The sequence below is a fragment of the Prochlorococcus marinus str. MIT 1013 genome (assembly GCF_027359395.1).
Taxonomy (GTDB): Bacteria; Cyanobacteriota; Cyanobacteriia; order PCC-6307; family Cyanobiaceae; genus Prochlorococcus_B; species Prochlorococcus_B marinus_E.
The window spans coordinates 1,330,361-1,354,892 of record NZ_CP114778.1 but is presented as its reverse complement, the minus strand read 5'-3'; the positions used below and the strand labels follow the sequence as shown (position 1 = coordinate 1,354,892).

General features: G+C 33.7%; 18 protein-coding genes and 1 tRNA gene. 11 read left to right on the top strand and 8 right to left on the bottom strand.

The window, feature by feature from the left end; genetic code table 11:
* Positions 1–60: 60 nt before the first annotated feature.
* The gene (gene clpP / locus O5633_RS07950; protein ID WP_269609094.1) at positions 61–717 is read right to left on the bottom strand and encodes an ATP-dependent Clp endopeptidase proteolytic subunit ClpP; all 657 of its coding nucleotides are present in this window, start codon (positions 715–717) and stop codon (positions 61–63) included.
* A 43-nt stretch (positions 718–760) separates the two neighbouring features.
* On the bottom strand, positions 761–2,179 hold the full coding sequence (gene tig, locus O5633_RS07945; protein WP_269609093.1) for a trigger factor: 1,419 nt from the start codon (positions 2,177–2,179) through the stop codon (positions 761–763).
* Between the two features lie 153 nt (positions 2,180–2,332).
* Between tig and O5633_RS07940 the strand changes: the two genes are divergently transcribed.
* The 3 genes from O5633_RS07940 (at position 2,333) to O5633_RS07930 (ending at position 6,295) form a co-directional block, all read left to right on the top strand.
* On the top strand, positions 2,333–3,367 hold the full coding sequence (locus O5633_RS07940) for an aspartate-semialdehyde dehydrogenase (protein ID WP_269609092.1): 1,035 nt from the start codon (positions 2,333–2,335) through the stop codon (positions 3,365–3,367).
* Complete coding sequence (gene dapA / locus O5633_RS07935) at positions 3,364–4,272, top strand: 4-hydroxy-tetrahydrodipicolinate synthase (protein WP_269609091.1); 909 nt, start codon at positions 3,364–3,366, stop codon at positions 4,270–4,272. The genes O5633_RS07940 and dapA overlap by 4 nt, the downstream gene beginning before the upstream one ends.
* A gap of 73 nt (positions 4,273–4,345) precedes the next feature.
* On the top strand, positions 4,346–6,295 hold the full coding sequence (locus tag O5633_RS07930; protein WP_269609090.1) for a ribonuclease J: 1,950 nt from the start codon (positions 4,346–4,348) through the stop codon (positions 6,293–6,295).
* 17 nt (positions 6,296–6,312) lie between these two features.
* Here the strand turns inward: O5633_RS07930 and tilS are convergent, their stop codons facing one another.
* Positions 6,313–7,293 carry a tRNA lysidine(34) synthetase TilS gene (gene tilS, locus O5633_RS07925; RefSeq protein ID WP_269611336.1) on the bottom strand — a complete coding sequence of 327 codons (981 nt, stop codon included), beginning with the start codon at positions 7,291–7,293 and terminating at the stop codon, positions 6,313–6,315.
* 130 nt (positions 7,294–7,423) lie between these two features.
* On the opposite strand from tilS, the gene O5633_RS07920 reads away from it, so the two are divergent.
* Together O5633_RS07920 and uvrB are read left to right on the top strand one after the other, a co-directional pair.
* Positions 7,424–8,203 carry a DUF561 domain-containing protein gene (locus tag O5633_RS07920; RefSeq protein WP_269609089.1) on the top strand — a complete coding sequence of 260 codons (780 nt, stop codon included), beginning with the start codon at positions 7,424–7,426 and terminating at the stop codon, positions 8,201–8,203.
* A 90-nt stretch (positions 8,204–8,293) separates the two neighbouring features.
* Positions 8,294–10,330 (top strand): excinuclease ABC subunit UvrB, encoded by a 2,037-nt coding sequence (uvrB, locus tag O5633_RS07915; RefSeq protein WP_269609088.1) that lies wholly within the window; start codon positions 8,294–8,296, stop codon positions 10,328–10,330.
* A gap of 7 nt (positions 10,331–10,337) precedes the next feature.
* Here uvrB and O5633_RS07910 read toward each other — a convergent pair whose 3' ends face one another.
* Together O5633_RS07910 and holA are read right to left on the bottom strand one after the other, a co-directional pair.
* Positions 10,338–12,104 carry an aspartate kinase gene (locus O5633_RS07910; protein ID WP_269609087.1) on the bottom strand — a complete coding sequence of 589 codons (1,767 nt, stop codon included), beginning with the start codon at positions 12,102–12,104 and terminating at the stop codon, positions 10,338–10,340.
* A 27-nt stretch (positions 12,105–12,131) separates the two neighbouring features.
* Complete coding sequence (holA, locus tag O5633_RS07905) at positions 12,132–13,160, bottom strand: DNA polymerase III subunit delta (protein ID WP_269609086.1); 1,029 nt, start codon at positions 13,158–13,160, stop codon at positions 12,132–12,134.
* Positions 13,161–13,217: 57 nt separating this feature from the next.
* Between holA and O5633_RS07900 the strand changes: the two genes are divergently transcribed.
* Positions 13,218–13,850, top strand: coding sequence for a precorrin-8X methylmutase (locus O5633_RS07900; RefSeq protein ID WP_269609085.1), 633 nt, complete (start codon positions 13,218–13,220; stop codon positions 13,848–13,850).
* Between the two features lie 21 nt (positions 13,851–13,871).
* Here the strand turns inward: O5633_RS07900 and mutS are convergent, their stop codons facing one another.
* Entirely contained in the window at positions 13,872–16,646 is a 2,775-nt protein-coding gene (gene mutS / locus O5633_RS07895) for a DNA mismatch repair protein MutS (protein WP_269609084.1), read from the bottom strand.
* Positions 16,647–16,769: 123 nt separating this feature from the next.
* Here mutS and psbZ point away from each other — a divergent pair, with 123 nt between their 5' ends.
* The 3 genes from psbZ to O5633_RS07880 all read left to right on the top strand — a co-directional run bounded on the left by psbZ (position 16,770) and on the right by O5633_RS07880 (position 17,750).
* Complete coding sequence (psbZ, locus tag O5633_RS07890) at positions 16,770–17,012, top strand: photosystem II reaction center protein PsbZ (RefSeq protein ID WP_269609083.1); 243 nt, start codon at positions 16,770–16,772, stop codon at positions 17,010–17,012.
* 105 nt (positions 17,013–17,117) lie between these two features.
* Complete coding sequence (gene ribH, locus O5633_RS07885; RefSeq protein WP_269609082.1) at positions 17,118–17,594, top strand: 6,7-dimethyl-8-ribityllumazine synthase; 477 nt, start codon at positions 17,118–17,120, stop codon at positions 17,592–17,594.
* 84 nt (positions 17,595–17,678) lie between these two features.
* Positions 17,679–17,750 (top strand) — tRNA-Gly (locus O5633_RS07880).
* A 157-nt stretch (positions 17,751–17,907) separates the two neighbouring features.
* Here the strand turns inward: O5633_RS07880 and O5633_RS07875 are convergent.
* On the bottom strand, positions 17,908–18,369 hold the full coding sequence (locus O5633_RS07875) for a GNAT family N-acetyltransferase (RefSeq protein WP_269609080.1): 462 nt from the start codon (positions 18,367–18,369) through the stop codon (positions 17,908–17,910).
* A 165-nt stretch (positions 18,370–18,534) separates the two neighbouring features.
* Here O5633_RS07875 and O5633_RS07870 point away from each other — a divergent pair, with 165 nt between their 5' ends.
* Both O5633_RS07870 and O5633_RS07865 read left to right on the top strand, forming a co-directional pair.
* Complete coding sequence (locus O5633_RS07870) at positions 18,535–19,797, top strand: class I SAM-dependent methyltransferase (RefSeq protein WP_269609079.1); 1,263 nt, start codon at positions 18,535–18,537, stop codon at positions 19,795–19,797.
* A complete protein-coding gene (locus O5633_RS07865) occupies positions 19,794–23,450 on the top strand; it encodes a glycosyltransferase (RefSeq protein WP_269609078.1) in 3,657 nt (1,218 codons plus the stop codon). The genes O5633_RS07870 and O5633_RS07865 overlap by 4 nt, the downstream gene beginning before the upstream one ends.
* A gap of 2 nt (positions 23,451–23,452) precedes the next feature.
* On the opposite strand, the gene O5633_RS07860 is transcribed toward O5633_RS07865, so the two are convergent.
* Positions 23,453–24,448, bottom strand: a complete 996-nt coding sequence (locus O5633_RS07860) for a GDP-mannose 4,6-dehydratase (protein ID WP_269609077.1) — start codon at positions 24,446–24,448, stop codon at positions 23,453–23,455.
* Between the last annotated feature and the right edge of the window lie 84 nt (positions 24,449–24,532).

Here is a 24,532-nt window from a genome sequence, read left to right as displayed (position 1 = left end):
ATTCAGTCTCAATTAATAGGATCATTGAGGATTGATGCCTTGTCAGCTTTCCTTAATGATTCATATGGAGTTGAGATTTGAAACCACTTTGTCGATCAGGCCATATTCAACCGCTTCTTGGGGAGAAAGAAAGTGGTCTCTATCAGTGTCTTCTGAAATCTTTTCAATATTTTGCCCAGTATGTTCAGCTAAAAGTGAATTCAGAGTCTCTTTTAAATAGAGAATTTCTTTGGCTTGAATTTCAATTTCCACAGCTTGACCTTGAGCTCCACCAAGAGGTTGATGAATCATTATTCTGGAATTGGGCAATGAAAGTCTTTTTCCTTTTGTTCCTCCAGATAAAAGAAAAGCCCCCATGCTTGCTGCAAGGCCATAGCAAATTGTTATGACATCAGGACTAACTTGTTGCATCGTGTCATAGATAGCTAGTCCCGCAGTTACAGACCCTCCAGGAGAGTTGATATACAACTGAATATCTTTTTCTGGATCATCAGCTTCTAAAAAAAGCATTTGAGCCACCAATGCATCAGCAACTTGATCGTTTACATCAGTTCCAAGAAAGATGATTCTTTCTCGAAGTAATCGAGAGTAAATATCAAATGCCCGATCTCCTTGACCTGATTGTTCGATTACTGTTGGTAGAACTCCCGGTCCTGAAAACAGACAGGAGTTATTCCATAAACTATTAACCAGGTGATTTTGTCTTGCTTCAATCAACTTGAACTGTAGATAGCTGTTACTTGTAATCTATGTGTAGAAACTAGGAATTGGGTGTTTTAGAACTTTTCTTTTCTTTATTTTTTTTTGTTGTTGTCTTTTTAGAACTTTTCTCTTTGCTTTGGTCTTTAGTTTTTTCTGGGGCTTTTTCTATAACAGTATTATTTTCTTCGAGCCAAACAAACAATTTTTCTTGCAATAAATCATCAGTAATCGCCTCTTTGAGACGATCTTTGTCGATATTTTTTTCGTTTGAAAGTTTGATATCAGCTTCAACTTGTTTAAGTTTTGAATTGATTTCTTTTTGTGAAACTTCAATTTTTTCCGACTCAGCCAAAGCATTTAGAGCGAGTTTTTGACGGAGCTTTGTCTCTGCTTCGCCTTTTGAAGATTCCATTAGCGATTTAACCAGATCTGGAGTAAACATTGATTTGACATCAATACCCTGCTGAGCAAAATTTTGAGCTGTTTGCTCAACAATTACGCGCACTTCTTGGTCAATAAGACTTTTTGGTAGATCAACTTCAAGTTCTTTGACCAAAGCGTCAAGAAGTGAATTTTGTCGATTTTTCGTTTGTTTTCTATCAGTATCCTCCTTCAGCCTTTTTTCAAGATCTGCGCGTAAGTCCGACATATTTTCTTTATCACTCGCTTGCTTTGCAAAGTCGTCATTGAGTTCTGGTAATTCCTTGATTTTCAAATCTTCCAAACTGACATTAAATTCAGCTTTTCTGCCTTTGGCATCTTCTTGATGATAATCCTTTGGAAATTCACATTTTAATATTTTTTTATCGTTAATCTTCATTCCAATGACACCCTCAATAAAACCAGGAATCATTCGGCCTTCTTCAAGTTCTATTTCTATCGAATCTGCGCTTCCACCTTCAATTTCGCTTCCATTATCCGAGAAACTTCCTTTAAAGCTTACTAAAGCAATATCTCCTTTTTTTGCGGCACGATCACTAACTGGCACCTTAGTTGCTAGTTGAGATCGGGATTGTTCAATAAGTTCATCTACTTTTTTTGGATCAAAGATTAAATTCTCTACTTCAGCAGTTAGCCCTGAAGATTTTTTTAAAATTGGGATAGGGGCTATATCAGTTTCAAGTTTTAATGTAAGAGGTTTGTCAGGGTTGAAATTTTCTAAAATAGTTTCAAAGCCCTCTTCGAGTTCAGGTTCACATAAAGGTTCAATTCCTTCCTGATCTAATGTTTCTGTCCATACTTTTTGCAAGAGTGATTCCAATGCAGAAGCTTGTATTCTTTTGACTCCAAGTTGCTGGATTACTACTGCTTTTGGGACTTTACCTTTGCGAAAGCCAGGTATTGAGATAGATCTGCTGAGTTTGCTTAAAGCTTCGTCATAACTATTTTTGCATCTATCTGCTGGTACCTCTACCTCTACAGCAATTCTGCTATTAGGTTTCGAACTGGTTTTTACTTTTAATTTTGCAGCACTCATTGAAACGGAATTCTCAAATTTGGTTAGCGTAAGAAAGCGTTAATTCACTTCCAAAGCTATTGTGGCCTAAAAAGCATCGAAAAATTTGTTATTTGTTGATTTTTCCAATAAGAAAAAATTTTTTGTTAAACCTTTTAATTCTCTGCATTAAGTTTGAACCCACAGTTTCTTCTTCCAAATAGACCTCTTACAGTTGCGATCCTTGGATCGAGTGGAGCTGTAGGTAAGGAATTATTAACTTTGCTTGAAGAGAGATCTTTTCCTATTGAAAAATTAATTTTATTGGCCTCTCATCGTTCAGCAGGAGGGATTCAGAGCTTTTGTGAAAATGAGTTGAAAGTGGAAGAGACAACTAAAGAAAGTTTTGAAAATGTAGATTTAGTTTTAGCTTCAGCTGGTGGTTCAATATCACGTAAGTGGAAAGATAAAATTCTAAGTTCTGGAGCTTTGATGATTGATAACTCCAGTGCATTTCGAATGGACGAGAATGTTCCTTTAGTCGTTCCCGAAGTCAACCCTGTCGAAGCGAGTAAGCACAAAGGATTAATTGCTAATCCTAATTGCACCACTATTTTATTAGCGTTGGTTCTATCTCCATTGACCAGGCATATTCCTATAAAGAGGGTCGTTGTATCAACCTATCAATCCGCTAGTGGTGCAGGTGCAATGGCAATGGAAGAATTAGGAAAATTAAGTCAAGAAGTTTTAGATGGAATAACTCCAAAAAGTAAAGTTCTTCCTCATTCTTTGGCATTTAATCTTTTTTTGCATAATTCACCTTTGCAATCGAATAATTATTGCGAGGAAGAGATGAAAATGGTAAACGAAACCCGAAAGATTCTTGATGATCCCGAGCTTTCTCTGACCGCAACATGTGTAAGAGTTCCTGTTTTCAGAGCGCATTCTGAAGCGGTCAATATTGAATTTACAAAGCCTTTTCCATTAAAAGAAGCTTATGAGATTTTAGAATTTGCACCAGGAGTTGAGATCCTTGAGGATTTTGGAAACAATCGTTTTCCGATGCCACTAGATGTAACTGGTAGAGACCCAATATCTGTTGGCCGTATAAGGCAGGATATAAGTAACCCCAATGCTTTGGAATTATGGTTATGTGGTGATCAAATCCGTAAGGGAGCCGCACTTAATGCAGTGCAGATTGCTGAACTTTTATTGCCAAGAAAATCATGAATAAGTCAGCTTTATTATCACCAGCACCCTTTGGAAGGATGTTAACCGCAATGGTGACTCCATTTAATGAAGACGGGAAAGTTGATTATGGTCTTGCAGCTGATTTGGCAAATTATTTAGTAGATCAAGGTTCAGATGGCATCGTTGTATGTGGCACTACAGGAGAGTCACCGACTTTAACCTGGCAAGAACAACAAAAGATGCTGGAAACAGTGAGAAATGCCTTAGGCTCCAGGGCTAAAGTTTTGGCTGGAACAGGAAGTAATTCTACCTCTGAAGCTATTGCAGCCACAAAGGAAGCAGCTAGTTCAGGGGCTGATGGTGCATTAGTAGTTGTTCCTTATTACAACAAACCACCGCAAGAAGGATTAGAAGTTCATTTTCGCGCTATAGCAAATGCAGCTCCTAAGTTACCTTTGATGCTCTATAACATTCCAGGGCGGACAGGATGTTCGATATCGCCTAGTATTGTAAGTAAGCTTATGGATTGCAGTAATGTAGTCAGTTTTAAAGCTGCAAGTGGAACAACCGAGGAAGTGACTCAATTAAGAAACTATTGTGGATCAGACTTAGCTATTTATAGCGGTGATGATGCTTTGGTTTTACCAATGCTTTCAGTAGGGGCAGTAGGTGTGGTTAGTGTTGCAAGTCATTTAGTTGGTCCAAATTTGAAATTAATCATAGAGAGTTTTTTAGAAGGTAAATACGCTGAGGCACTTTATTTGCATGAGATATTACAACCTCTTTTTAAATCTCTTTTTGCAACCACAAATCCTATTCCTGTTAAAGCGGCACTTCAATTAATTGGTTGGTCTGTTGGCCCTCCTCGAAGTCCTTTAGTCTCTTTAAACAGCGAAATGAAAGAAGAACTCTTGAAGATACTCTCTTCTATGAGATTGATTTGATCTGTTCCCTCGTTTCCGAGTGGATCAGACTTTCATTTAGGTAACAACCAAGTTTTTTTACATAAATTTTTCCATGACATCAAGTTCAATCAATTTTCAAGGTTCAAAAAATAATCAATCAAAATCTCCTTGTTTGAGGATTATTCCCTTAGGTGGCCTAGGGGAAATTGGAAAAAATACTTGTGTATTTGAATATGGTGACGACATCATGATTCTTGATGCTGGGCTGGCATTCCCAACTGATGGGATGCATGGGGTAAATGTTGTTATGCCAGATACGACTTATTTACGTGAAAATCAAAGTCGAATAAGAGGCTTGGTTGTGACTCATGGACATGAAGATCATATCGGTGGAATTTCTCATCATTTAAAGAGTTTTAATATTCCAATTGTTTATGGACCGCCTCTTGCCATGTCTATGCTGAGGGGGAAAATGGAGGAAGCAGGAGTTGCTGATCGGACAACAATACAAGTATGTGGACCTAGAGAAGTAATCAAAGTTGGGCAACATTTTTCAGTCGAATTTGTTAGAAATACACATTCAATTTCTGATAGTTATTCTTTCGCGGTAACGACTCCAGTCGGAATAGTATTTTTCACGGGTGATTTCAAGTTCGATCATACTCCACCTGATGGACAGCCTTCAGATTTAGCTAGAATGGCCCACTATGGAGATAAGGGTGTTCTTTGTCTTCTTTCTGATTCAACCAACTCTGAAGTTTCAGGATTCACGCCTTCTGAATATTCTGTTTTTCCAAATTTAGATAGATACATTGCTACTGCTGAGGGCAGAGTGATGGTAACGACTTTTGCTAGTTCAACTCATCGCGTAGCGATGCTTTTAGAGTTAGCAATGAAAAATGGTAGAAAAGTCGGTTTACTAGGTCGTTCAATGCTGAATGTGGTTGGGAAAGCAAGAGAACTTGGATACATGCGTTTCCCTGATGATTTGTTTTTCCCAATTAAACAGATCAGAGATTTGCCGGATAGAGAGACATTTTTATTGATGACAGGTAGCCAGGGAGAATCAATGGCTGCTTTGAGCCGTATCGCGAGAGGCGAGCATCAACATGTTCAGTTGAAAACTAGTGATACTGTCATTTTTTCTGCTAGTCCTATTCCTGGAAATACTATATCCGTAATGCATACGATTGATAAATTAATAAAATTGGGTGCAAAAGTTATTTATGGCAAAGACAAAGGTATTCATGTCTCAGGGCATGGATGTCAAGAAGATCAAAAATGGATGCTTGGCTTAACTAGACCTAAATATTTCATTCCTGTGCATGGAGAGTACAGAATGCAAGTTCTTCATGGGAAAACTGCAGTATCAATGGGGGTTCATCCAGATAATGTATTGGTTATGGAAAATGGGGACGTTGCTGAATTAAGACCTGACTCTCTCGTTCAAGGGTCACCAGTTAAATCAGGCGTGGAATTACTCGATTCTTCTAGAACAGGGATTGTCGATACTCGAGTCTTAAAAGAACGTCAGCAACTTGCTGATGATGGAGTCATCACGGTTCTTACCCCAATTAGCACTGATGGCGTAATGGTTGCACCACCGAGGGTGAATCTTCGAGGTGTGATTACTAATGTTGATGCCAAAACAATGGTCAATTGGACTGAAAGAGAAATTAATTGGGTCTTGGAAAATCGATGGAAACAGCTTGTTCTTAAAACTGGAGGTAAGTCAGTAGAGGTCGATTGGATTGGATTACAAAGAGAGGTTGAATCAGGATTATCTCGTCGATTGAGAAGAGAGGTTCAAGCTGAGCCATTAATTCTTTGCCTTGTTCAACCTGCTCCTGGTGGGACTCGTGCATATAAACCTCAACTTGATCAACAGCCAGATTCTCGAAAAGTAGTTAAGAAGACTGCAGATAAAGCACCTAATGCGACTAATGCCTCCGTAACAAAAAAAGAGATAAGTTCAGGAACAGAACAAAAAACAAATAGCGAAGTCAACCCTGAAGAAATGCCAACTGGAAGAACAAGACGTCGTAGATCAGCAATTAGCTGATCTACGAAAAACTTATCTTATTGAGTCTTGCTTGAGATATAGATAGTTTTTTTGTTCCAACTTATTAGGAAATTCCCATGTAGATGGATATTCCCTGGTGGATTTCTTTGAGATATTTTTGTATTTATTTCTTCGATTTGCAAAGCAGTTAATCTTGTTACTCCTAACATTTTTAACCAATTAGCGAGTATTACTTTTCTTATAGAGTTGCTGAAATCGCTAAGTTTTTGCCTGGAAAGAGAATTGATTTCGTCTCCTTGGCAAAATTTTATTGCTATTTTTGCTAATGATTGTTGGTCTTCGCTGTAACTTTCAAGTCTATTAGCTAAAGAGGCTATTCTTGAGTCTGCACCTTTATAGATTGAATTTAAAATTGGTAAAATTTCTTTTCTAATTTTATTTCTTGTTAAATTTATATTTTCATTTGAAGGATCAATCCAAATTGGTAGATTAAACTCTTTGCAAATTTCGAGAGTCTCGTTTCTATTGAAAATTAGTAGAGGCCTAGCTAATTCTAAATTACTCTCTAAAGCTCTTTGCTCTCTGAGGGTACTAAGGCCAATTAGATCACTGCCTCTGGCTAAGTTCATAATTATTGTCTCTGCTCGATCAGTAGCTGTATGACCAGTTAATATTCTTGTACAAGGATAATAAATATTTTTTGATGATAATAATTTAGCTTTAATTATTAGGTTTTTATATCTCCAATCTCTTGCTTTTTTTTCATTAGTTACATCTTGTTTAGGTGCTTTTTTAGAGTGAAATGATATTTGCTCATTAAGACACCAACGTTTTAGTTCTTCTTTTGTTCTTTCGGATTTTGCATGCCATTGGTGATCTCCATGCCAGATTTCGATTTGCCATTGATATAGTCTTCTTAAATCAATAATTAATTTAAGAAGAGCCATCGAATCTTGCCCACCAGATATAGCTAGAAGAAGGGTGGAGTTTCTGGGAAGCAAAGATTTATTTTGTTTCAGCCTTTTGTGCAAACGCATATGCCATTTACTCCAAGACCTGTCATTTTTAGAAGATTGTGACATTTGCTTTGGTTTCAGAGCTCTATTCGCATTTTTTTAGTTCTTTTGCTTAGTCAGTGTCACAATCAGATTAATAGTTAATGCTTTTATGACACGTTTGCAGACATTGCCAGTTTCACTTCAAAAGAGTATTCAAGATAGATCTTTATTGAAAGTAATTTCTGGTTTGAATAATTTTAATCCAGAATCAGTATTGAGAATTTCAAAAGCGGCAGGTCTTGGGGGTGCAGATTTATTGGACATTGCTTGTGAACCAAATTTAGTAGAGCTAGCTGTGGAGGCTTCGAATACTCCTGTTTGCGTAAGTTCTGTTGAACCAAAACTTTTCCCTGAAGCCGTTAAAGCAGGAGCATCAATTATTGAAATTGGGAACTTTGATTCTTTTTATCCAGATGGACGTTTTTTCTCAGCTGATGAGGTGCTCTCATTGGCAGTTGAATCTCGACGTCTTTTACCTGAAGTTGTTTTGTCAGTCACCGTTCCCCATTTTTTGCCTTTAGATAGTCAAGCTCAATTAGCGTTAAATCTTATTGATAGAGGGATCGACTTGATCCAGACAGAGGGAGGGACGAGCTCTCATCCCATTAGTCCTGGAACTTTAGGTTTAATAGAAAAAGCTTCACCTACTTTGGCTGGAACTTTCGCTATTGCCGCTGCTTTAAAGGAGTGTCATTGTGATATTCCTGTCATTTGTGCTTCTGGACTCTCTGAAGTGACTGTCCCAATGGCTATATCAGTTGGAGCTAGTGGGGTTGGTATTGGTTCGGCTGTTAATAAATTGAATACTGAATTAGCTATGATTGCGACTGTAAAAGGTCTTCGCCAGGCTTTAAATTCTTTTAAATTGGCTTCCACGATTAGTCAATGAATTTTATAAAGTAATCTATAATTTTTTTTGATCACAATTTGAAGAATATGGAATTAATAAATAGGCCTTTTTTAGCAATAAATTAAGTATATGCCTGACTATCAACTTAAAGCTCCTTATGTTCCAAAAGGCGATCAACCTGCAGCTATAAAAGAACTAGTTGGAGGCGTAAATGATGGCGAAAAGTTTCAAACTTTATTAGGTGCAACTGGAACAGGAAAGACTTTTACGATAGCTAATGTGATAGAGCAAACTGGTCGGCCAGCTCTGGTTTTAGCTCACAATAAAACACTTGCAGCTCAATTATGTAATGAATTAAGGGAATTTTTTCCTGAGAATGCTGTTGAATATTTTATCTCTTACTATGATTATTATCAGCCAGAAGCTTATGTTCCAGTCAGTGATACTTATATAGCAAAGACATCATCAATTAATGAAGAAATTGATATGTTACGTCACTCTGCAACTAGATCGTTATTTGAACGAGATGATGTCATTGTCGTCGCGTCAATTAGTTGTATATATGGTCTAGGAATTCCAAGCGAATATCTAAAAGCTTCTGTTAAGTTTAAAGTTGGTCAAAGTATTGATTTACGATCTTGCCTTAGATCATTAGTTTCAAATCAATATACACGCAACGATATAGAAATCAGTAGAGGTAGATTTAGAGTAAGAGGAGATGTATTAGAAATAGGCCCAGCCTATGATGACAGACTTGTTAGAATTGAGTTATTTGGAGATGAAATTGAAAGTATTTCTTATGTCGATCCTACTACTGGCGAAATATTAAATAGACTTGACTCAATAAATATATATCCGGCAAAACATTTTGTAACACCAAAAGATCGTTTAGAATCTGCAATCAAAGCAATAAAAAAAGAATTAAAAGATAGATTAGAGTTTTTTAATCAAGAAGGAAAATTACTTGAAGCTCAAAGATTAGAACAACGAACAATTTATGATTTAGAAATGCTAAAAGAAGTTGGTTATTGTAATGGAGTTGAAAATTACGCTCGTCATCTTTCTGCAAGAGAGCCTGGTTCTCCTCCAGAGTGTCTAATTGATTATTTTCCTAAAGATTGGTTATTACTTATTGATGAAAGTCATGTTACCTGTCCTCAATTGAGAGCTATGTATAATGGTGATCAAGCTAGAAAAAAAGTGTTAATTGATCATGGTTTTAGACTACCAAGTGCTGCTGATAACCGTCCTTTAAAGGATATTGAATTTTGGAAAAAAGCCAAACAAACTGTTTTTATAAGTGCGACTCCTGGTGATTGGGAATTGTCTCAAAGTATAGGTAATATAGTTGAGCAAGTGATTAGACCTACTGGAGTTCTAGACCCTTTGGTTGAAGTACGTCCAACCGAGGGGCAAGTTGAAGATTTACTTTTCGAAATTAGAAAAAGAGCATCGAAAAATCAAAGAATACTTATAACAACTCTTACGAAAAGAATGGCTGAAGATCTTACAGATTATTTATCTGAAAATAAAATAAGAGTTCGTTATTTACATTCAGAGATTCATTCGATAGAAAGAATTGAAATTATTCAAGATTTGCGACTGGGTGAATATGATGTATTAGTAGGAGTTAATCTTTTAAGAGAAGGTCTAGATTTACCTGAAGTCTCTCTTGTAGTAATTCTCGATGCAGATAAAGAAGGATTTTTAAGAGCTCAAAGATCTTTGATTCAAACAATCGGACGAGCAGCACGGCATGTTGAAGGTTTAGCTTTGCTCTATGCAGATAAAATGACAGACTCTATGGCAAAGGCTATTAGTGAGACAGAAAGACGCCGTGAAATACAAAATATTTATAATATTGAAAATGATATAACTCCTAAACCAGCAGGTAAGAAAGCTAATAATTCAATTCTTTCTTTTTTAGAGCTCTCAAGAAGATTAAATCAGGATGGAAATTCAGATGATTTTGTTGATATTGCAGATAAGTTAATTGATCATAGTTCTAAAGATTCCGATAGCGGCATATCCTTAGACTCATTGCCAGAATTAATTGAAAAATTAGAATCTAAAATGAAAACAAAGGCCAAAGATTTAGATTTTGAAAAAGCTGCAATTCTCAGAGATCGTATAAAGAAATTAAGGCATAGATTAGTTGGTAAATAAACTTTTGCTAGATTTGATTTTTTCCTAATTTAAAGCAGGAATGAATTTCATTTAATGCTTTTTCACCATATTTTTCTGAGATAATACAAGTTGTTCTGATTTCACTCGTAGCGATCATTTCGATATTGATTTTTTGATTTGCTAGCGCTCTAAATATTTTACCAGCGGTTCCTTTTGTGAAAGGCATTCCAGATCCTACTGCGCTAATTCTGACTATGGATTCTCCTTCTTCAAGTGTTGCCCCTTTCCAATTGGAAATTAATTCTCTTAATGCATATTTAGCATCGCTTCTATCATTTTTCTTTAATGTGAAACTAATATCTTTAGTTTTATCCTGATGCTTTCTTTCTGATTGAACTATTGTATCTAAGCTGATATTCTTTTCAGCTAATGTGGAACATATAGTTGAAGCAGTCCCTGGCTTGTCTGGTACATTTTTAACACTGATTTGGATTTGATCTTTGTCTAAAGCTATACCTCTTACTTCTGGCTCGTTGTTAGTTTCAATAATAGGATTAAGAGTAATTTGTTTATCTGTAAGCTTGAATACTTCTCCTACGCTACGTAATGCTTTTTTTCCTAATTCTGCATCAATAACACAACTTACTTTGACTTCACTAGTTGCTATAAGTCTTATATTAATTCCAGAATCAGAAAGAGTTTGGAATAGAGATGATGCTATTCCAGTTCTCCCCATTATTCCAGCTCCATAAATACTTAGTTTGGTCAGACTTTTTTGAGAAGATATTTCCCCTCCAATAGTATGCATGAGTTTTTTGCATTGATCTTGTGCATTGTTTAATTCATGTTCTGCAACAGTAAACGTAATATCGTTCGAGTTGATTTGGTGGGTTGCTTGAATAATTAGATCTACATTTACACCACCTGTTGATAAAGATTCAAAAAGCTCAGCAGCAATTCCTGGACGATCTGGAATATTAGATAGAGCTACGACTGCTTGATTCTCAACAAGTTCTAAACCATCGACAGGACTGCGATGTTCTATCCCGGCTTTAGAAAACACATGATTCTTTTTACTAGTCAAAGTGGTTCCATCAAGATTGTCCCAACTTGACTTCACTACAAGAGTTAGGCCGAAATTTCTTGCTATTTCAACTGCTCGAGGATGCAAAACAGCAGCTCCAAGGCTTGCAAGTTCTAACATTTCATCGCAACTAATACTTTTCATTAATTGTGCGTTTTTAACAATTCTTGGATCAGTTGTTAAAACGCCAGGAACATCAGTATAAATTTCACATTTTTCAGCTTCAAGAGATGCTGCTAATGCGACTGCAGACGTATCTGATCCTCCTCGTCCTAAAGTTGTAATTTCAGCAATTCCTCCCATACCAAGGCTTGTCCCTTGGAATCCAGCAATAACTATGGTTTTACCTTGATTTATGAGATTTTTTATTCGTTCTGTTCTTATCTCCAGTATTCTTGCTCGCCCATGGACTGATTCTGTAATAATTCCAGCTTGAGTTCCAGTTAAGGAGATTGCTGGTGTGCCCAATTCATTAAGGGCCATTGTTAATAATGCTATTGAAACCTGTTCTCCAGTGGATAGGAGCATATCCATCTCTCTCTGAGGAGGTTTAACTGTTATTTGTGTTGCTAGCTGTGTTAATTCATCAGTTGTATTTCCCATCGCCGACACAACAACTACAAGATCATTTCCTTTCTCTTTGCTTGATTTGATTCTTTGGGCGACAGCTTTTATTCGCTCAATGCTTCCTATAGAGGTGCCGCCATATTTTTGAACCAGCAAAGTCATTGAACTCTCGTTAATGTATTGATTATTTCAGTTATTAGTCAAAATTTTACTTTCTGTTAGCAGATTATCTTTAAAAGAATCGATTGGATTGGTTCCTGATTTTATTGAGGCTTCGATTTTTAACAATTTTTTCATTAGTTCAAGCAACGTTTCCAACGATTTGGTTTGAATTTGTTTGCGTATAACAAAAATACGTTTTGGATTAGCAATCCCAGCAAGTCTGGCTATTTCTTTGACGTCCTGATTTCCCTCTGAGTCTAAGAGATGTACCCAAAGCCATCCTCTAGATTGACCAGTTAACGTTGTAATGAGCCTTAAAGCTGGTTCTCCATTATCAAGTAAGGATTGAATTTGGTTTAGAGCTATAATTCTCTCTCCTTTAAGTAGTGAATTTGCAATTTCAAGAGCATTAGTCGAATTATTTTGAACTAGTTGGATGACTAAATCTTTTGATATTTCTTGTACTTTATCTGTCTTTGATTGTTCATTAAGTGCTTCTGATAATAATGCAAGTTTTTGAAGCTCAGTATTTATTAAAGAGCTATCATTACCTATACTTTCTACTATTAAATCAATTGTTTCATGATTCATTTTTAGATTTAATCTATGTAAATTATTCTTGACTAAGTTCCGCTGTCCATTGATATCCCATGGTAGCGGAAGAATAAAACTTTTTTCCTTAGAGAATGAATTTAATTGGATACTTTTTTGTATTGATTTAGTAGTTTTAAGTCTTTTATCAGGTTTATTTGAATTATTTAGAATCAGATGTGTATTATCAGGAATTAATTTAATTGCTTGTTCAAGCTTCTCAGCAAGCTCAAGAGAACATCCGTTACAAAATGGACTTCTTCGAACAAGAACAATTCTTCCTCCGCTTCCTAAAGGAGCACTTTGAACTTCTTCAAGAGCTCTGAAATTTTGTTTTGGATCATTTCCATCTATTTGACTGTAATTAAAGCTTTTCCATACTGGATCAATAACCTTTTCAATTATTTCTTTTATTTCCCTGTTACTGGCTTCATAATCATCCCCCCATATTAAATGTATCGGCATTACTTAGAGATATGTTGTTAAAAGAACTGATCTTAAATTAACTAGAGAAATTTAACAGTGAAAACACCAGAGCATCCAATTTTTCTTGAAAGTGTTAAATATATTAGATCTAAACTCGGCTTCACCGGACTGGATCAGGTTCAGCAATCAATTTTAGAACGGATTATTCATTCAAGTGGAGATTTTAGCTTGAAGTCATCCGTGAGGTTTAGTTCCAGGGCTTGCGAGGACGCTATTAATGCTTTGCGAAATGGGGCAAAGATTTTGACTGATACGTATATGGCAAAGGCGGCAATATCTCCCATGGCTAAAAGAACTTTAAATTCAGACGTTCAATGCATTTTAGCTGAGGCTCCCAAGTCCAGTGATTCGACTTCATCTACTAGAAGTGCAATTGGGATGAGAAATGTATGGTTAGATTTTGAGGAGAAAGATAATTTATTGAATGCTCCTTTAGTTGTGATTGGGAGTGCGCCAACAGCCTTAATGTCTTTATTAGATCTTGTTGAAGCTGGTTATAAAATACCTAGTTTAATTATTGGAATGCCAGTTGGTTTTATAGGTGTTTCTGAGAGTAAAATTCGATTATTGAATAGTGAATGTCAATATATTGTCTTGGAGGGTTCCAAAGGAGGTGCATCTACAGCTGCAGCCGCTATAAATGCCTTATTGAGAGCTGCTGAAAATTAAATTAAGAGAATATTTTTATTTTCAGCTTTTAACTGATTTGGTTATTTGAATAGTTTTCGAGCTATTTTTTTCAAGATTATTTAATATCATCTTTGCATTATTTATTACTTCTCTGGGGACGCCAGCAAGGCGCGCAGCTTCAATTCCATAACTTTTATTCGCTCCTCCTCTTTCAACTTTATGAAGAAATGAAAGTGTATTATTTTTATGTTGAACCAGAACTTGATAGTTTTCTACATTATCAATATATTCCGAAATTTGATTCAATTCATGATAATGAGTTGCAAATATTGAACGACTCTTGATTTTTTTTGCTAAAAATTCGCTCACTGACCAAGCAATAGATAAGCCATCGAAAGTTGAGGTTCCTCGTCCAATTTCATCTAATAAAACCAATGATTTTTCAGTCGCTTTGTTTAAAATGAATGCTGTTTCAATCATTTCAACCATAAAAGTTGATTGACCTGCCGCTAAATCATCTACTGCTCCGACGCGTGTGAAAAGTTGATCAGCAATTCCTAAAGTGCAAGATTTAGCTGGTATCCAACTGCCAATTTGAGCCATGATTTGCAAGACACCTACTTGTCTTAAGTAACAACTTTTGCCACTTGCATTGGGGCCTGAAAGAATTATTAGATCTGTCTTAGATCCAAGCTCAATATCATTAGGAACGAACTCTTTATCTATTAGAATCTGCTCAACCACAGGGTGACGCCCCTCTACAATTGATAATTTTCTTGATTGATTTTTATTTTGATTACCAACTACCTTTGGTTGAACGTAGTTATTTGTAGCTGCTAATTCAGATAGTCCAGATAAAACATCTAAGTAAGATATTGCTTTGGCAGCTTTTCTAATAATATTTGATTTATTTCCAACAAGAATTCTAAGTTCGCAAAAAAGTTCATATTCAAGTTGTGATATTCTAGCTTTTACTTGGAAGATCTTTCCTTCTCTTTCTTTGAGATCTGGTGTGACAAATCGTTCTTCATTTGTTAATGTTTGTCTTCTGATCCAGTGATCTGGTACATTAATAGACTTTGCTTTGCTTACTGATAAAAAGTAACCAAAAGACCGATGATATTGAAGCTTTAAATTATTAATATTACTGTTCTTTCTTTCTTCTAGTTCTTGAGATCTTAACCATGAATTGTGATCATCAAGTTGATTTCTAAGTCCATCAAGTATAGGGTTAATACCATCATAAATTAATCCGCCTTCAGTAAGGCTAAGAGGTGGGTTTTCTATGATTTGATTGTTTATTTTTAAAGCAAGATCTATTAAGTCTTGATCTAAATTTATTAGAGCTTCGAAAAATTTAGTTTCTTCAAATATTGGGTCATTAAGATACTTTTTAATGATAGGAAAACGGTTAATACCTTCAGCGATAGCAACTAAATCTCTTGCTCCAGCTTGTTGGGCTCCTGCTCTACCTGCGAGTCGTTCTAAATCACCCATTGCTTTCAAAACTTTTCGGATATTTCTTCTTAACCTTGAGGATTGGACTAGTAAGCCTATTATTTTTTGTCTACTTTCGATAGTATAAAGATCTGTTAAAGGTTCTTCTAACCAACTCCTCATACATCTACCCCCCATTGCAGTCAATGTTTTATCAATTGCCCATAGTAATGAACCATGAAATTGACCATTTTTTTGAGTTGAAGTAATTTCTAAATTTCTTCTTGTTTGATTATCTATAATTAGTTCTGTTTGATTATTTTTTATGTTAGGAAAATCAATACATATATTTGTCTTGATTCCTTTTTTGAAATTATCATTTAGATTTGGATGAGTTTTGTTTAAATATTCTATCAAACCTCCAACTGTTCTTATTGATAGAGAATCTGACTCAATACCTAATCCATCAATATTATTTAAACAATAATGATTTTTAATAGTTGCTGTTGCTTCTAATTGGGAAAATGATGTTTGATTAAACTCCGTTATATCTAGTAATCCTTCATGCCAGTTTTTGTTTGAAATTGATTTTTTTTCTGATATCACTTCAGCTGCATTTAGTTTAATTAATTCTTGACGTAAATCTTTAGTGTCTTTTCCTTCTTGAACAATAAATTCACCTGTACTGACATCTATCTTTGCTAAAGACCAGTTAATTGTGTCTTTTGTCGTTTTTGATTCTATTAGAACAGAAGCTAGCCAATTATTTTGTTTAGCCCTAAGCATCCCTTCCTCTAAAATTGTACCAGGGGTGATTAATCGAGTTATGCCTCTTTTTATTAATTTATTGCCTTTTGATGGGGCTGCTTCAAGTTGATCGCAAATAGCAATTGATAAACCTTTTTTGATGAGCTCTGTGCAATATCGATCAGATGCATGGTGCGGTATTCCAGCCATAGGCACTTTGCCAATTTTTTTACCACCCTCTTTACTGGTGAGTGTTATTTCTAGAAGCTGTGAAAGTGTTATTGCATCTTCAAAAAAACACTCGAAGAAATCTCCAAGCCTATAAAGCAGAATTCGATCAGGATTCTCTACTTTTAATTCGACATAATGTCTTAATGCAGGAGTGAGATCATCAATTTCTGGCAAATTATGATGGGACCATTTTGGCTCTTCGATCTCAGCATGAGAAAACGCATCGAGATCTATTTTTTGATTTCGATTTTTAGAAGTATTTTTTCTGCGAGGTCTTAGTGATGCGTCATCTTTCAGTTGTTGATTTGAAAGATTTTCGTTAGATGTTTTTGAACTAATAAGTTGTTCAGTTTCATTGGCACCACTCTTTTCATTTGCCCCAAACAGACTGCCTTGTATGGGGTTTTGGCTGGCAGCCATTTAATTGCTCACTATTCAATCAATGCATTTTAGAAGAATTAACTTTTTTTGCATGTGAAGCCTCGCTACAAATATGAAGAGGAATACGTCAAAAAAACACTTACATGGGAGAATTATTGAATATTGAGAAATTTTTCTGCAGCTTCAATTATGCTGGCTATTAATTCAATCGTCGCGAACGCACTTTTGTTCTCATCATTGCTTTTGGTAATTGGTGTTCCTGTTTTTTACATGACCCAAACCAATCCTGAGGACAATAGAAATCCCAACATTAAAAAGATCGAGATCCTTGCGGGAGTATGGTTTCATTTAGTACTACTTCAAGCCTTAGTTGGCGAATACATCACTCATCAAATGAGTGTGTAAGAAAAACGTTTAAGAAGAATTGCTTATATGGAATAATTTTCAACTGAATGTTTTAATTTTACTCATAAGAGGTTACTGTTAGTAGGTGGTAAAAGCCTTTAAAAAATGGCGACAATAGAGGGTACCTTTCAAAAATCATCGTCTTTAAGAGTGGCTATTGTTATAGCTAGATTTAATGATCTAATTACAAATAAGCTCTTAAGTGGATGTCTAGATTGTTTGTCTCGGCATGGGATTGATGTGTCAGAGTCAAGCAAGCAATTGGATATTGCATGGGTGCCTGGTTCTTTTGAATTACCAATTATTTCTCAAGAACTTGCTCGAACGGGTAAATACGAGGTTTTAATTACTTTGGGAGCAGTGATTAGAGGAGACACTCCACACTTTGATGTGGTGGTGTCAGAGGCGAGCAAAGGTATTGCTACTGTTTCAAGAGAAACTAGGGTGCCAATTGTTTTTGGTGTTTTAACCACCGATACTATGCAGCAAGCACTTGAGAGAGCAGGGATTAAGAACAATCTAGGGTGGAACTATGCTTTGCAAGCCCTTGAAATGGGTTCGTTAATGAAGGCAGTGACTTAAATAATCTTGTCAATTGAGAGAATTATTTGACCACAACACCTCTTTTAAGGCATGCTTAATATATTAAACACTAACAATGTTTATGCGGATGTAGCTCAGTGGTAGAGCATCTCCTTGCCAAGGAGAATGTCGAGAGTTCGAATCTCTTCATCCGCTTTATGTAACAAGTGAAATAAAATCTCAGTACTTATATTCATTCAAATAAAAGCAAGAAATAATTTAAATTTAATTTATTTAGAAAATTATTTTTTTAGGATATTCAAATCTAGCTATAGATTAATTAAATCAATATATAGTTACAAAAAAAATCAAACTATCTTCCTTTTTTTAAAATCATAAGTGTTTGATCTCTTTCAGTTTTAAAGCCCATACTTAAATAGAATCTTTCACAATTTGTTGTCATTACATAAACTTTTTCTACTTTAACTATTGAATTATTTTCTAATATTGAATTAACTATTAACTTACCTATCCCATATTTTTGATATTTTTTTTCAACAACTATATCCCACAAAACGGCTCTATATATACCATCGCTTGTGGCTCTACCAAATCCAATAATCTGATTATTTTTCCAAACACTTACAGTACAAACACTATTTGATAACATTTTTTTGATTTCATCATTTCTTCGCCTTTTTGCCCATAAGGTATTTCTATCTAAAAAGGATTTAAGCTTTATAACCCCTCTTTGAGGTAAGAGCATTGGACCTAATCCAAGTAGTCTTAAGCCAGGTGCACCTGTGGCATGCTTTACTAGGATAAAATCTTTCATATTGTAAAATCTATACAAGAGAATAAATCATTAGTAAGCCATCAATTTAATTTTTGATTCTATGAATGCTATAATTATAACTCAAAAGTCATTCTATTTATTATCTATTGATCTTCAATCTGATTTGATAAATACTAACTTATCTCATGTCTAAATATAATGATCATGGAATCTAACTATTATCTTGAATTTGAAAATAAATTCAGAGGCGAGCGTGAAAACATTTTGAAAAAATTTGTTACTTATGATTCTTTGATTGATTTAATTTTAGAACAAGATCCATTAGCTAGTCTTCTTGATATTGGTTGTGGAAGAGGAGAGTGGCTTGAGAAATGTAGTAAAAAATTTAATAATTGCATTGGTATAGAATCTGACTTGTCAATGATAAATCTTTGTAAAGATAATGGTTTGAATGTGATAGAGGGCGACGCGATTGAAAAATTATCTAATTTCTCAGATGGATCCGTTACTGTAATAACTATATTTCATATGATTGAACATCTTGAGTATGAAAACTTAATTACATTAATTAGTGAATGCCAAAGAGTTTTGAGTGATAATGGATTTCTTATTATGGAGACTCCAAGTATTGATAATTTAATAGTTTCATCAAAAACTTTTTATGTTGATCCTACACATATTAGTCCGATCAACCCAGATGGCATATGCTTTCATTTAGAAAAAGCAGGTTTTACTAACGCTAAATATTTGTATTTAAATGGTGGACCTTTAGAAAATGCTAGTCCATTAAAAATAACAAGAATACTAAATGGAGTAGCTCAGGATTTATGCATTATTTCTACTAAAAAACAAGAAAAATATGATCTCATATTTTCTGATAATACTAATTGGCAATCAAGCTTAAATATTGGTGTTAATACATTTGAAGCTGCTACAGATTATGATCTTAAGTTAGAAACTTTAATAAATCAATACGAGACTTACAGGAAGGATTATAAAGAAAAAATAAAACTTGAGAAACGAGAGTTAGAAGACAAGATTTATCTCCTAAATGAAGAAGTAACTTTATCTAAAGAGGAAATTAGATTATTAAAAGCTCGATTAAAATATATTATTTATATAGCTGGTTTTTTCAGATTAATCATTAGACCAATTGTTTTTATTTTAAAATTAATTAGAAGATTAATGCTTCTTTTATGTAATAAGATTTTTAAGATATTAGTTAAGTATAAACTTACACGTAATTTCCTTACCTCAAAAATAGTGTTATCTATAATAAATTTTATACTTAATAGGCTATTAGGTAACCCCATAAATATTAATGCTAATCATATTCTTAATAAAGCCAACAAGATAATAAAACTTGATAATAATCTTACTAGATTTAATCAAAAATTATCATTACATTTTGAAGGTTCACCGAAGGCTAAGGAATATAAAAAAAAATTATCAGGAAGAAATAAATGAGAATTGCCATAGATCTTCAAGGTGTTCAAAGTGAAGGTAGTCGGACACGGGGCATTGGTAGATATTCTTTAGAGGTGATTAAAAATATTATCAAAGAACATCCAGAAGATGAAATAATTCTAGTTGCTAACTCTTTACTATTTGACATTAGATTAGATTTAAAAAATTATATTGATAATGGTAATGTTACTTATCTTCAATGGTATTCACCAGCTCCATATGATTATGTTTCGATGGATAAAATAAAAACTAAACTTGCTATATTTTTAAGGTCATATGTATTTAATTGTCTCCATGTTGATATTATTCTAATTACAAGTTATTTTGAAGGCTTTTCTGACAATTGCTGTGTTGATTTTGATTATGATATTCTAGATGTACCAACAGTAGCAATATTTTATGATTTAATACCTTTAATCAATCCAGATTTATATTTAAACAATAATCCAGATTTTGAAAAGTATTATAGATCTAAGATTAAAAAGATTAGAAATCTTGATGGATTATTAGCTATTTCAAATTCAGCTTTAAAAGAAGCAAAGAAACATTTACGTTATCATCAAAATAAGATATTTAATATTTCATCTGCATGTGATAAAAAGACTTTTAATACTTTTACTCAGATAGAGACTTCTAATTTAATTGATGTTAGTGATTATACTCCATTTATTTTATATTCTGGTGCTAATGACCCACGAAAAAATGTTAAAAGCCTTTTAGAAGCTTATAGTTTGCTTCCAATGGAACTTCGTACATATAAATTAGTTCTTGTTGGTAAATTATTAAAGGCTGAGTCTGAACTTCTGAATTCTTGGATAAAATTATTCAATATTGATTCAGATAAGATTGTTCATATAGGTTATGTAACGGATTTTGATTTGGTAGAACTTTATAGAAAATGTTCTTTGTTTGTTTTTCCTTCTTTACATGAAGGATTTGGTTTGCCTGTCTTAGAGGCTATGTGTTGCGGGGCACCTGTTATAGGTTCAAATACTACAAGTATTCCTGAGGTTATAGAGCTTGAATCTGCAATGTTTGATCCAAAAGATGTCGATCAAATTAGCAATTTAATTACAAGGGCATTGTTAGATAAGAATTTTAATTATTTTCTCAAAGCAAATTCAATTAAACAAAGTCAAAAGTTTTCATGGAAGAGTACAGCAAAGGCTGCGGTAAATGCTTGTAAAATTATAATTGATTCAAGTAAACCAAAATCTCATTTATTAGATTGGAAAACTATTTCTATAAATAATATCGAACAGTTGAATTTATTAATACAAAAGCTCAATAAGTTTAAATTATTTAGAAAAATTACTGATGAAGAATTTCATTTTCAAGTAGCAGCTTCTATTGATAAAAATACTAGTGAATTAGATAACCTAGCCAGGAAAATATCAACTAAAAATAATAATCTATCTTGGAGAATTGAAGGTCCTATCGATTCATCATACAGTTTAGCCATTCTAAATAGGTGTTTTATAAATTCAATGCATAAATTAATAGATAATCTTTCAATACACATAACAGAGGGACCTGGTGACTATGAGCCTAATCTTCCTTTTTTGAGCAAATATACTGAAATCTATTCTTTGTATAAAAATTCGCTTAACTCAAATCTAATTACCGATGTGGTGAGCCGCAATCTTTATCCTCCAAGAGTTCATGACCTGAGTTCTAAATTTAATTTACTTCATTGTTATGGATGGGAAGAATCAGAATTCCCTTCTAATTGGGTAGATGATTTTAATAGTTACTTGCAGGGAATAACAGTTATGTCTTCACAGGTTAAAAAGATACTCATTGATAATGGTGTATGTATCCCTATTCAAGTAACTGGCTTGGGTTTAGATCATTTAGATAGTACAAAAGATAATGAATTAGATAGAGGTTATAATTTAGATGCTTTAGATGTAAAAAATTATAAGATTTTACACATATCTTCTTGTTTTCCTAGGAAAGGTATTGATATCTTACTTAAGGCATATGAGAAATCTTTTTCCATTAATGATGATATTACTTTAATTATTAAAACTTTCGATAATCCTCATAATAATGTAGATCAGCAAATTCAAAAATTAATTTCTTCTAATCCTTTATTTCCTCATGTTTTATTAATTAAAAAAGATTTAACTGATCAAGAAATTAAAGCACTCTTTTTAAAAATAGACATGCTAGTAGCACCGAGTAGAGGAGAAGGCTTTGGACTTCCCATTGGTGAAGCTATGAGGATAGGAGTTCCAGTTGTAACAACTAATTGGGGAGGACAGCTGGATTTTTGTAATGAAGATAATAGTTGGCTAATTGATTATGATTTTGTTCCATCTAAATCTCATTTTAATTTAGATAGTTCATATTGGGCTGAACCTTCAGTAGATCACTTAAGCTATTTATTACGACAAGTCTATGATGCTAATCCTAAAGTCTTAAAAAAGAAAACTCTTAAAGCAAAAGAGGAAATTAATAATTTCACCTGGGATGAAGTTGCCAAAAATAATTTGAACTTCGTTAACAATGAACTTTCTGTATTTAATAATCATAAAACCCAGTTAGGATGTATTACTACATGGAACTCAAAATGTGGAATCGCTTCATATTCTAAGAATTTATTTAAATTTATAAATGATGAAGTTTTATTTTTTACTCCTTATGATGAAGAGTTGTCTCCGATTAAGGGAGAAAAAGTTTTTCCTTCTTGGGATGATCAGGATAAACTTTTAGACCTCGCACAAAGAGTATTTACTTCTAATATAACTTCTTTGGTTATTCAGTTTAATTATGGTTTTTTTGACTTTGAATGTTTATCTAAATTTATTAATACAATCTATAAGAGAGATATTAATATATTCATTATTCTTCATTCTACGATTGACCCAGAGGACGATCATTCAAAAAAACTTTCTTTATTATTTGATGCTTTTAGCAAATGTCAACGACTAATTGTTCATACTATAAGCGATTTAAATCGACTTAAAAAAATTGGTTTAATAGATAATGTATGCTTACTTCCTCATCCACTTTTATGTAATAAATATCAGTACAAAAAAATAAAATCAATAGATATATCTTCTTCAACTTCTAAAACTTTAAATATTGGATCCTATGGCTTTTGTCTGCCGAATAAAGGATTCAAAGAATTAATATTAGCTACAAATTTGCTTATCAAAAAAGGTTTAAATATCAATTTAAGTATATATTCTGCGATTTATAATCAAAATTATCAAAGCACTTTTGATGAATTAATTGATTTAGTTAATACTTTAAATCTATCAGAATTTGTTACAATTAATTCAAAATATATGACGGATAATCAATCATTAGATCTATTAAGTCACAATGATTATTTAATATTCCCTTATCAGTTCTCAAATGAATCCTCGAGTGCTGCAGTTAGATATGGTCTTTCAACTTTAAGACCTGTTTTAGTAACACCTTTACCAATATTTGATGATGTCTCTGATTTGGTTCATAGGCTGAAAGGGTTTTCACCTCAAGATATAGCTAATGGTATTTTGAACGTTATCGAATCTGCAAATATGTCTAGGCATTATACCGAGGTTTTAGAGGCAAAAAAAATTGATCTCATTAATAATAGAAGTTTCTCTAAAGTTAGTCAAAGACTATTTAAAATGATTAAGAGCTTGGAAATTAATTAAAATTAAAATGGAGACTTATTTATCTTACTCTCCAGCAGCCTTTCAATTATCTGATCAATTTTTATAGTTGCTTTCCAATTGCTATCTAAAAACATTTGTGAAGGATCACCAATACTTTTATTGATATCCTTTCCTCTAAATAGACTTTTATCAACAATAACGTGTTCCTTCCAATTTAAGTTTAATTTATTGAAAGTTATATTAATAAATTCTTCTAACTTTGTCGATTCACCAGTACAAATAATTTGGTCTTTAAAAATTTTAAGGTTATTCATTTTGTGTACTCCTTTTATATATTCTTCAGCCCAGCCCCAATCTCTTTCTATATTGATATTCCCAATAGTTATTTTATGCGATTTGTTTCTTGTACATTCAACAGCTCCAGCGATGATTTTATGAATTATAAAATTTTCATTTCTTAGTGGTGATTCATGTGGAAACAGTACCCCGGTTGCAGCTCGTAAGTTATATATTTCTCTATATAATTTAATCAGATACATACTCTCTACTTTCGCAATCGCATAAGGATTTTGTGGGTCGAAGGGAAATTCGACTTTGGCAGCCATTTCTGTATTACCGTACACTTCACTACTTCCTGCAAAAAAAATATTTCCACTATATGAAATTTGTCTACACGCCTCTAATAAATTAATAGTGACTAGTGAAATGCTTTTTTGCGTTTCGATTGGATTACTAAAAGAATAGCCTACGGATGATTGGGCTGAAAAATTATATATATGAGTCGGGTTTTCTTTAATCAAAAGTTCTTTTAATTCACCTAAATCAAAAAGATTAATAGCTTTTATGGGAAACTTGTCGTTGATTCCAAGTAAAAGATGGTTTTTAAAAGTACAATTGTTACTTCTTGATGTGCCTATAACTTTTTCACCGTGACCAAGTAAATGCTTGCATAAATACGAACCGTCCTGTCCCGAGCATCCAATGACAAGTGCTTTGGGTCTCATAATTAATAATTCTGATTGGCGAATTGATTTCACTAATTATTCTTATCTCATTGAATAAGAAAAACACGAAGATCAAAAAAATTCGAAAACCACTGTGAGAATTGAATAAATTCTATG

Excerpts from the sequence above, each read along its gene's own strand:
- tig (WP_269609093.1), bottom strand. The coding sequence starts at position 2,179 with ATGAGTGCTGCAAAATTAAAAGTAAAAACCAGTTCGAAACCTAATAGC.
- dapA (WP_269609091.1), top strand. The coding sequence starts at position 3,364 with ATGAATAAGTCAGCTTTATTATCACCAGCACCCTTTGGAAGGATGTTA.
- O5633_RS07930 (WP_269609090.1), top strand. The coding sequence starts at position 4,346 with ATGACATCAAGTTCAATCAATTTTCAAGGTTCAAAAAATAATCAATCA.
- tilS (WP_269611336.1), bottom strand. The coding sequence starts at position 7,293 with ATGCGTTTGCACAAAAGGCTGAAACAAAATAAATCTTTGCTTCCCAGA.
- O5633_RS07920 (WP_269609089.1), top strand. The coding sequence starts at position 7,424 with ATGACACGTTTGCAGACATTGCCAGTTTCACTTCAAAAGAGTATTCAA.
- uvrB (WP_269609088.1), top strand. The coding sequence starts at position 8,294 with ATGCCTGACTATCAACTTAAAGCTCCTTATGTTCCAAAAGGCGATCAA.
- O5633_RS07910 (WP_269609087.1), bottom strand. The coding sequence starts at position 12,104 with ATGACTTTGCTGGTTCAAAAATATGGCGGCACCTCTATAGGAAGCATT.
- holA (WP_269609086.1), bottom strand. The coding sequence starts at position 13,160 with ATGCCGATACATTTAATATGGGGGGATGATTATGAAGCCAGTAACAGG.
- mutS (WP_269609084.1), bottom strand. The coding sequence starts at position 16,646 with ATGGCTGCCAGCCAAAACCCCATACAAGGCAGTCTGTTTGGGGCAAAT.
- ribH (WP_269609082.1), top strand. The coding sequence starts at position 17,118 with ATGGCGACAATAGAGGGTACCTTTCAAAAATCATCGTCTTTAAGAGTG.
- O5633_RS07875 (WP_269609080.1), bottom strand. The coding sequence starts at position 18,369 with ATGAAAGATTTTATCCTAGTAAAGCATGCCACAGGTGCACCTGGCTTA.
- O5633_RS07870 (WP_269609079.1), top strand. The coding sequence starts at position 18,535 with ATGGAATCTAACTATTATCTTGAATTTGAAAATAAATTCAGAGGCGAG.
- O5633_RS07865 (WP_269609078.1), top strand. The coding sequence starts at position 19,794 with ATGAGAATTGCCATAGATCTTCAAGGTGTTCAAAGTGAAGGTAGTCGG.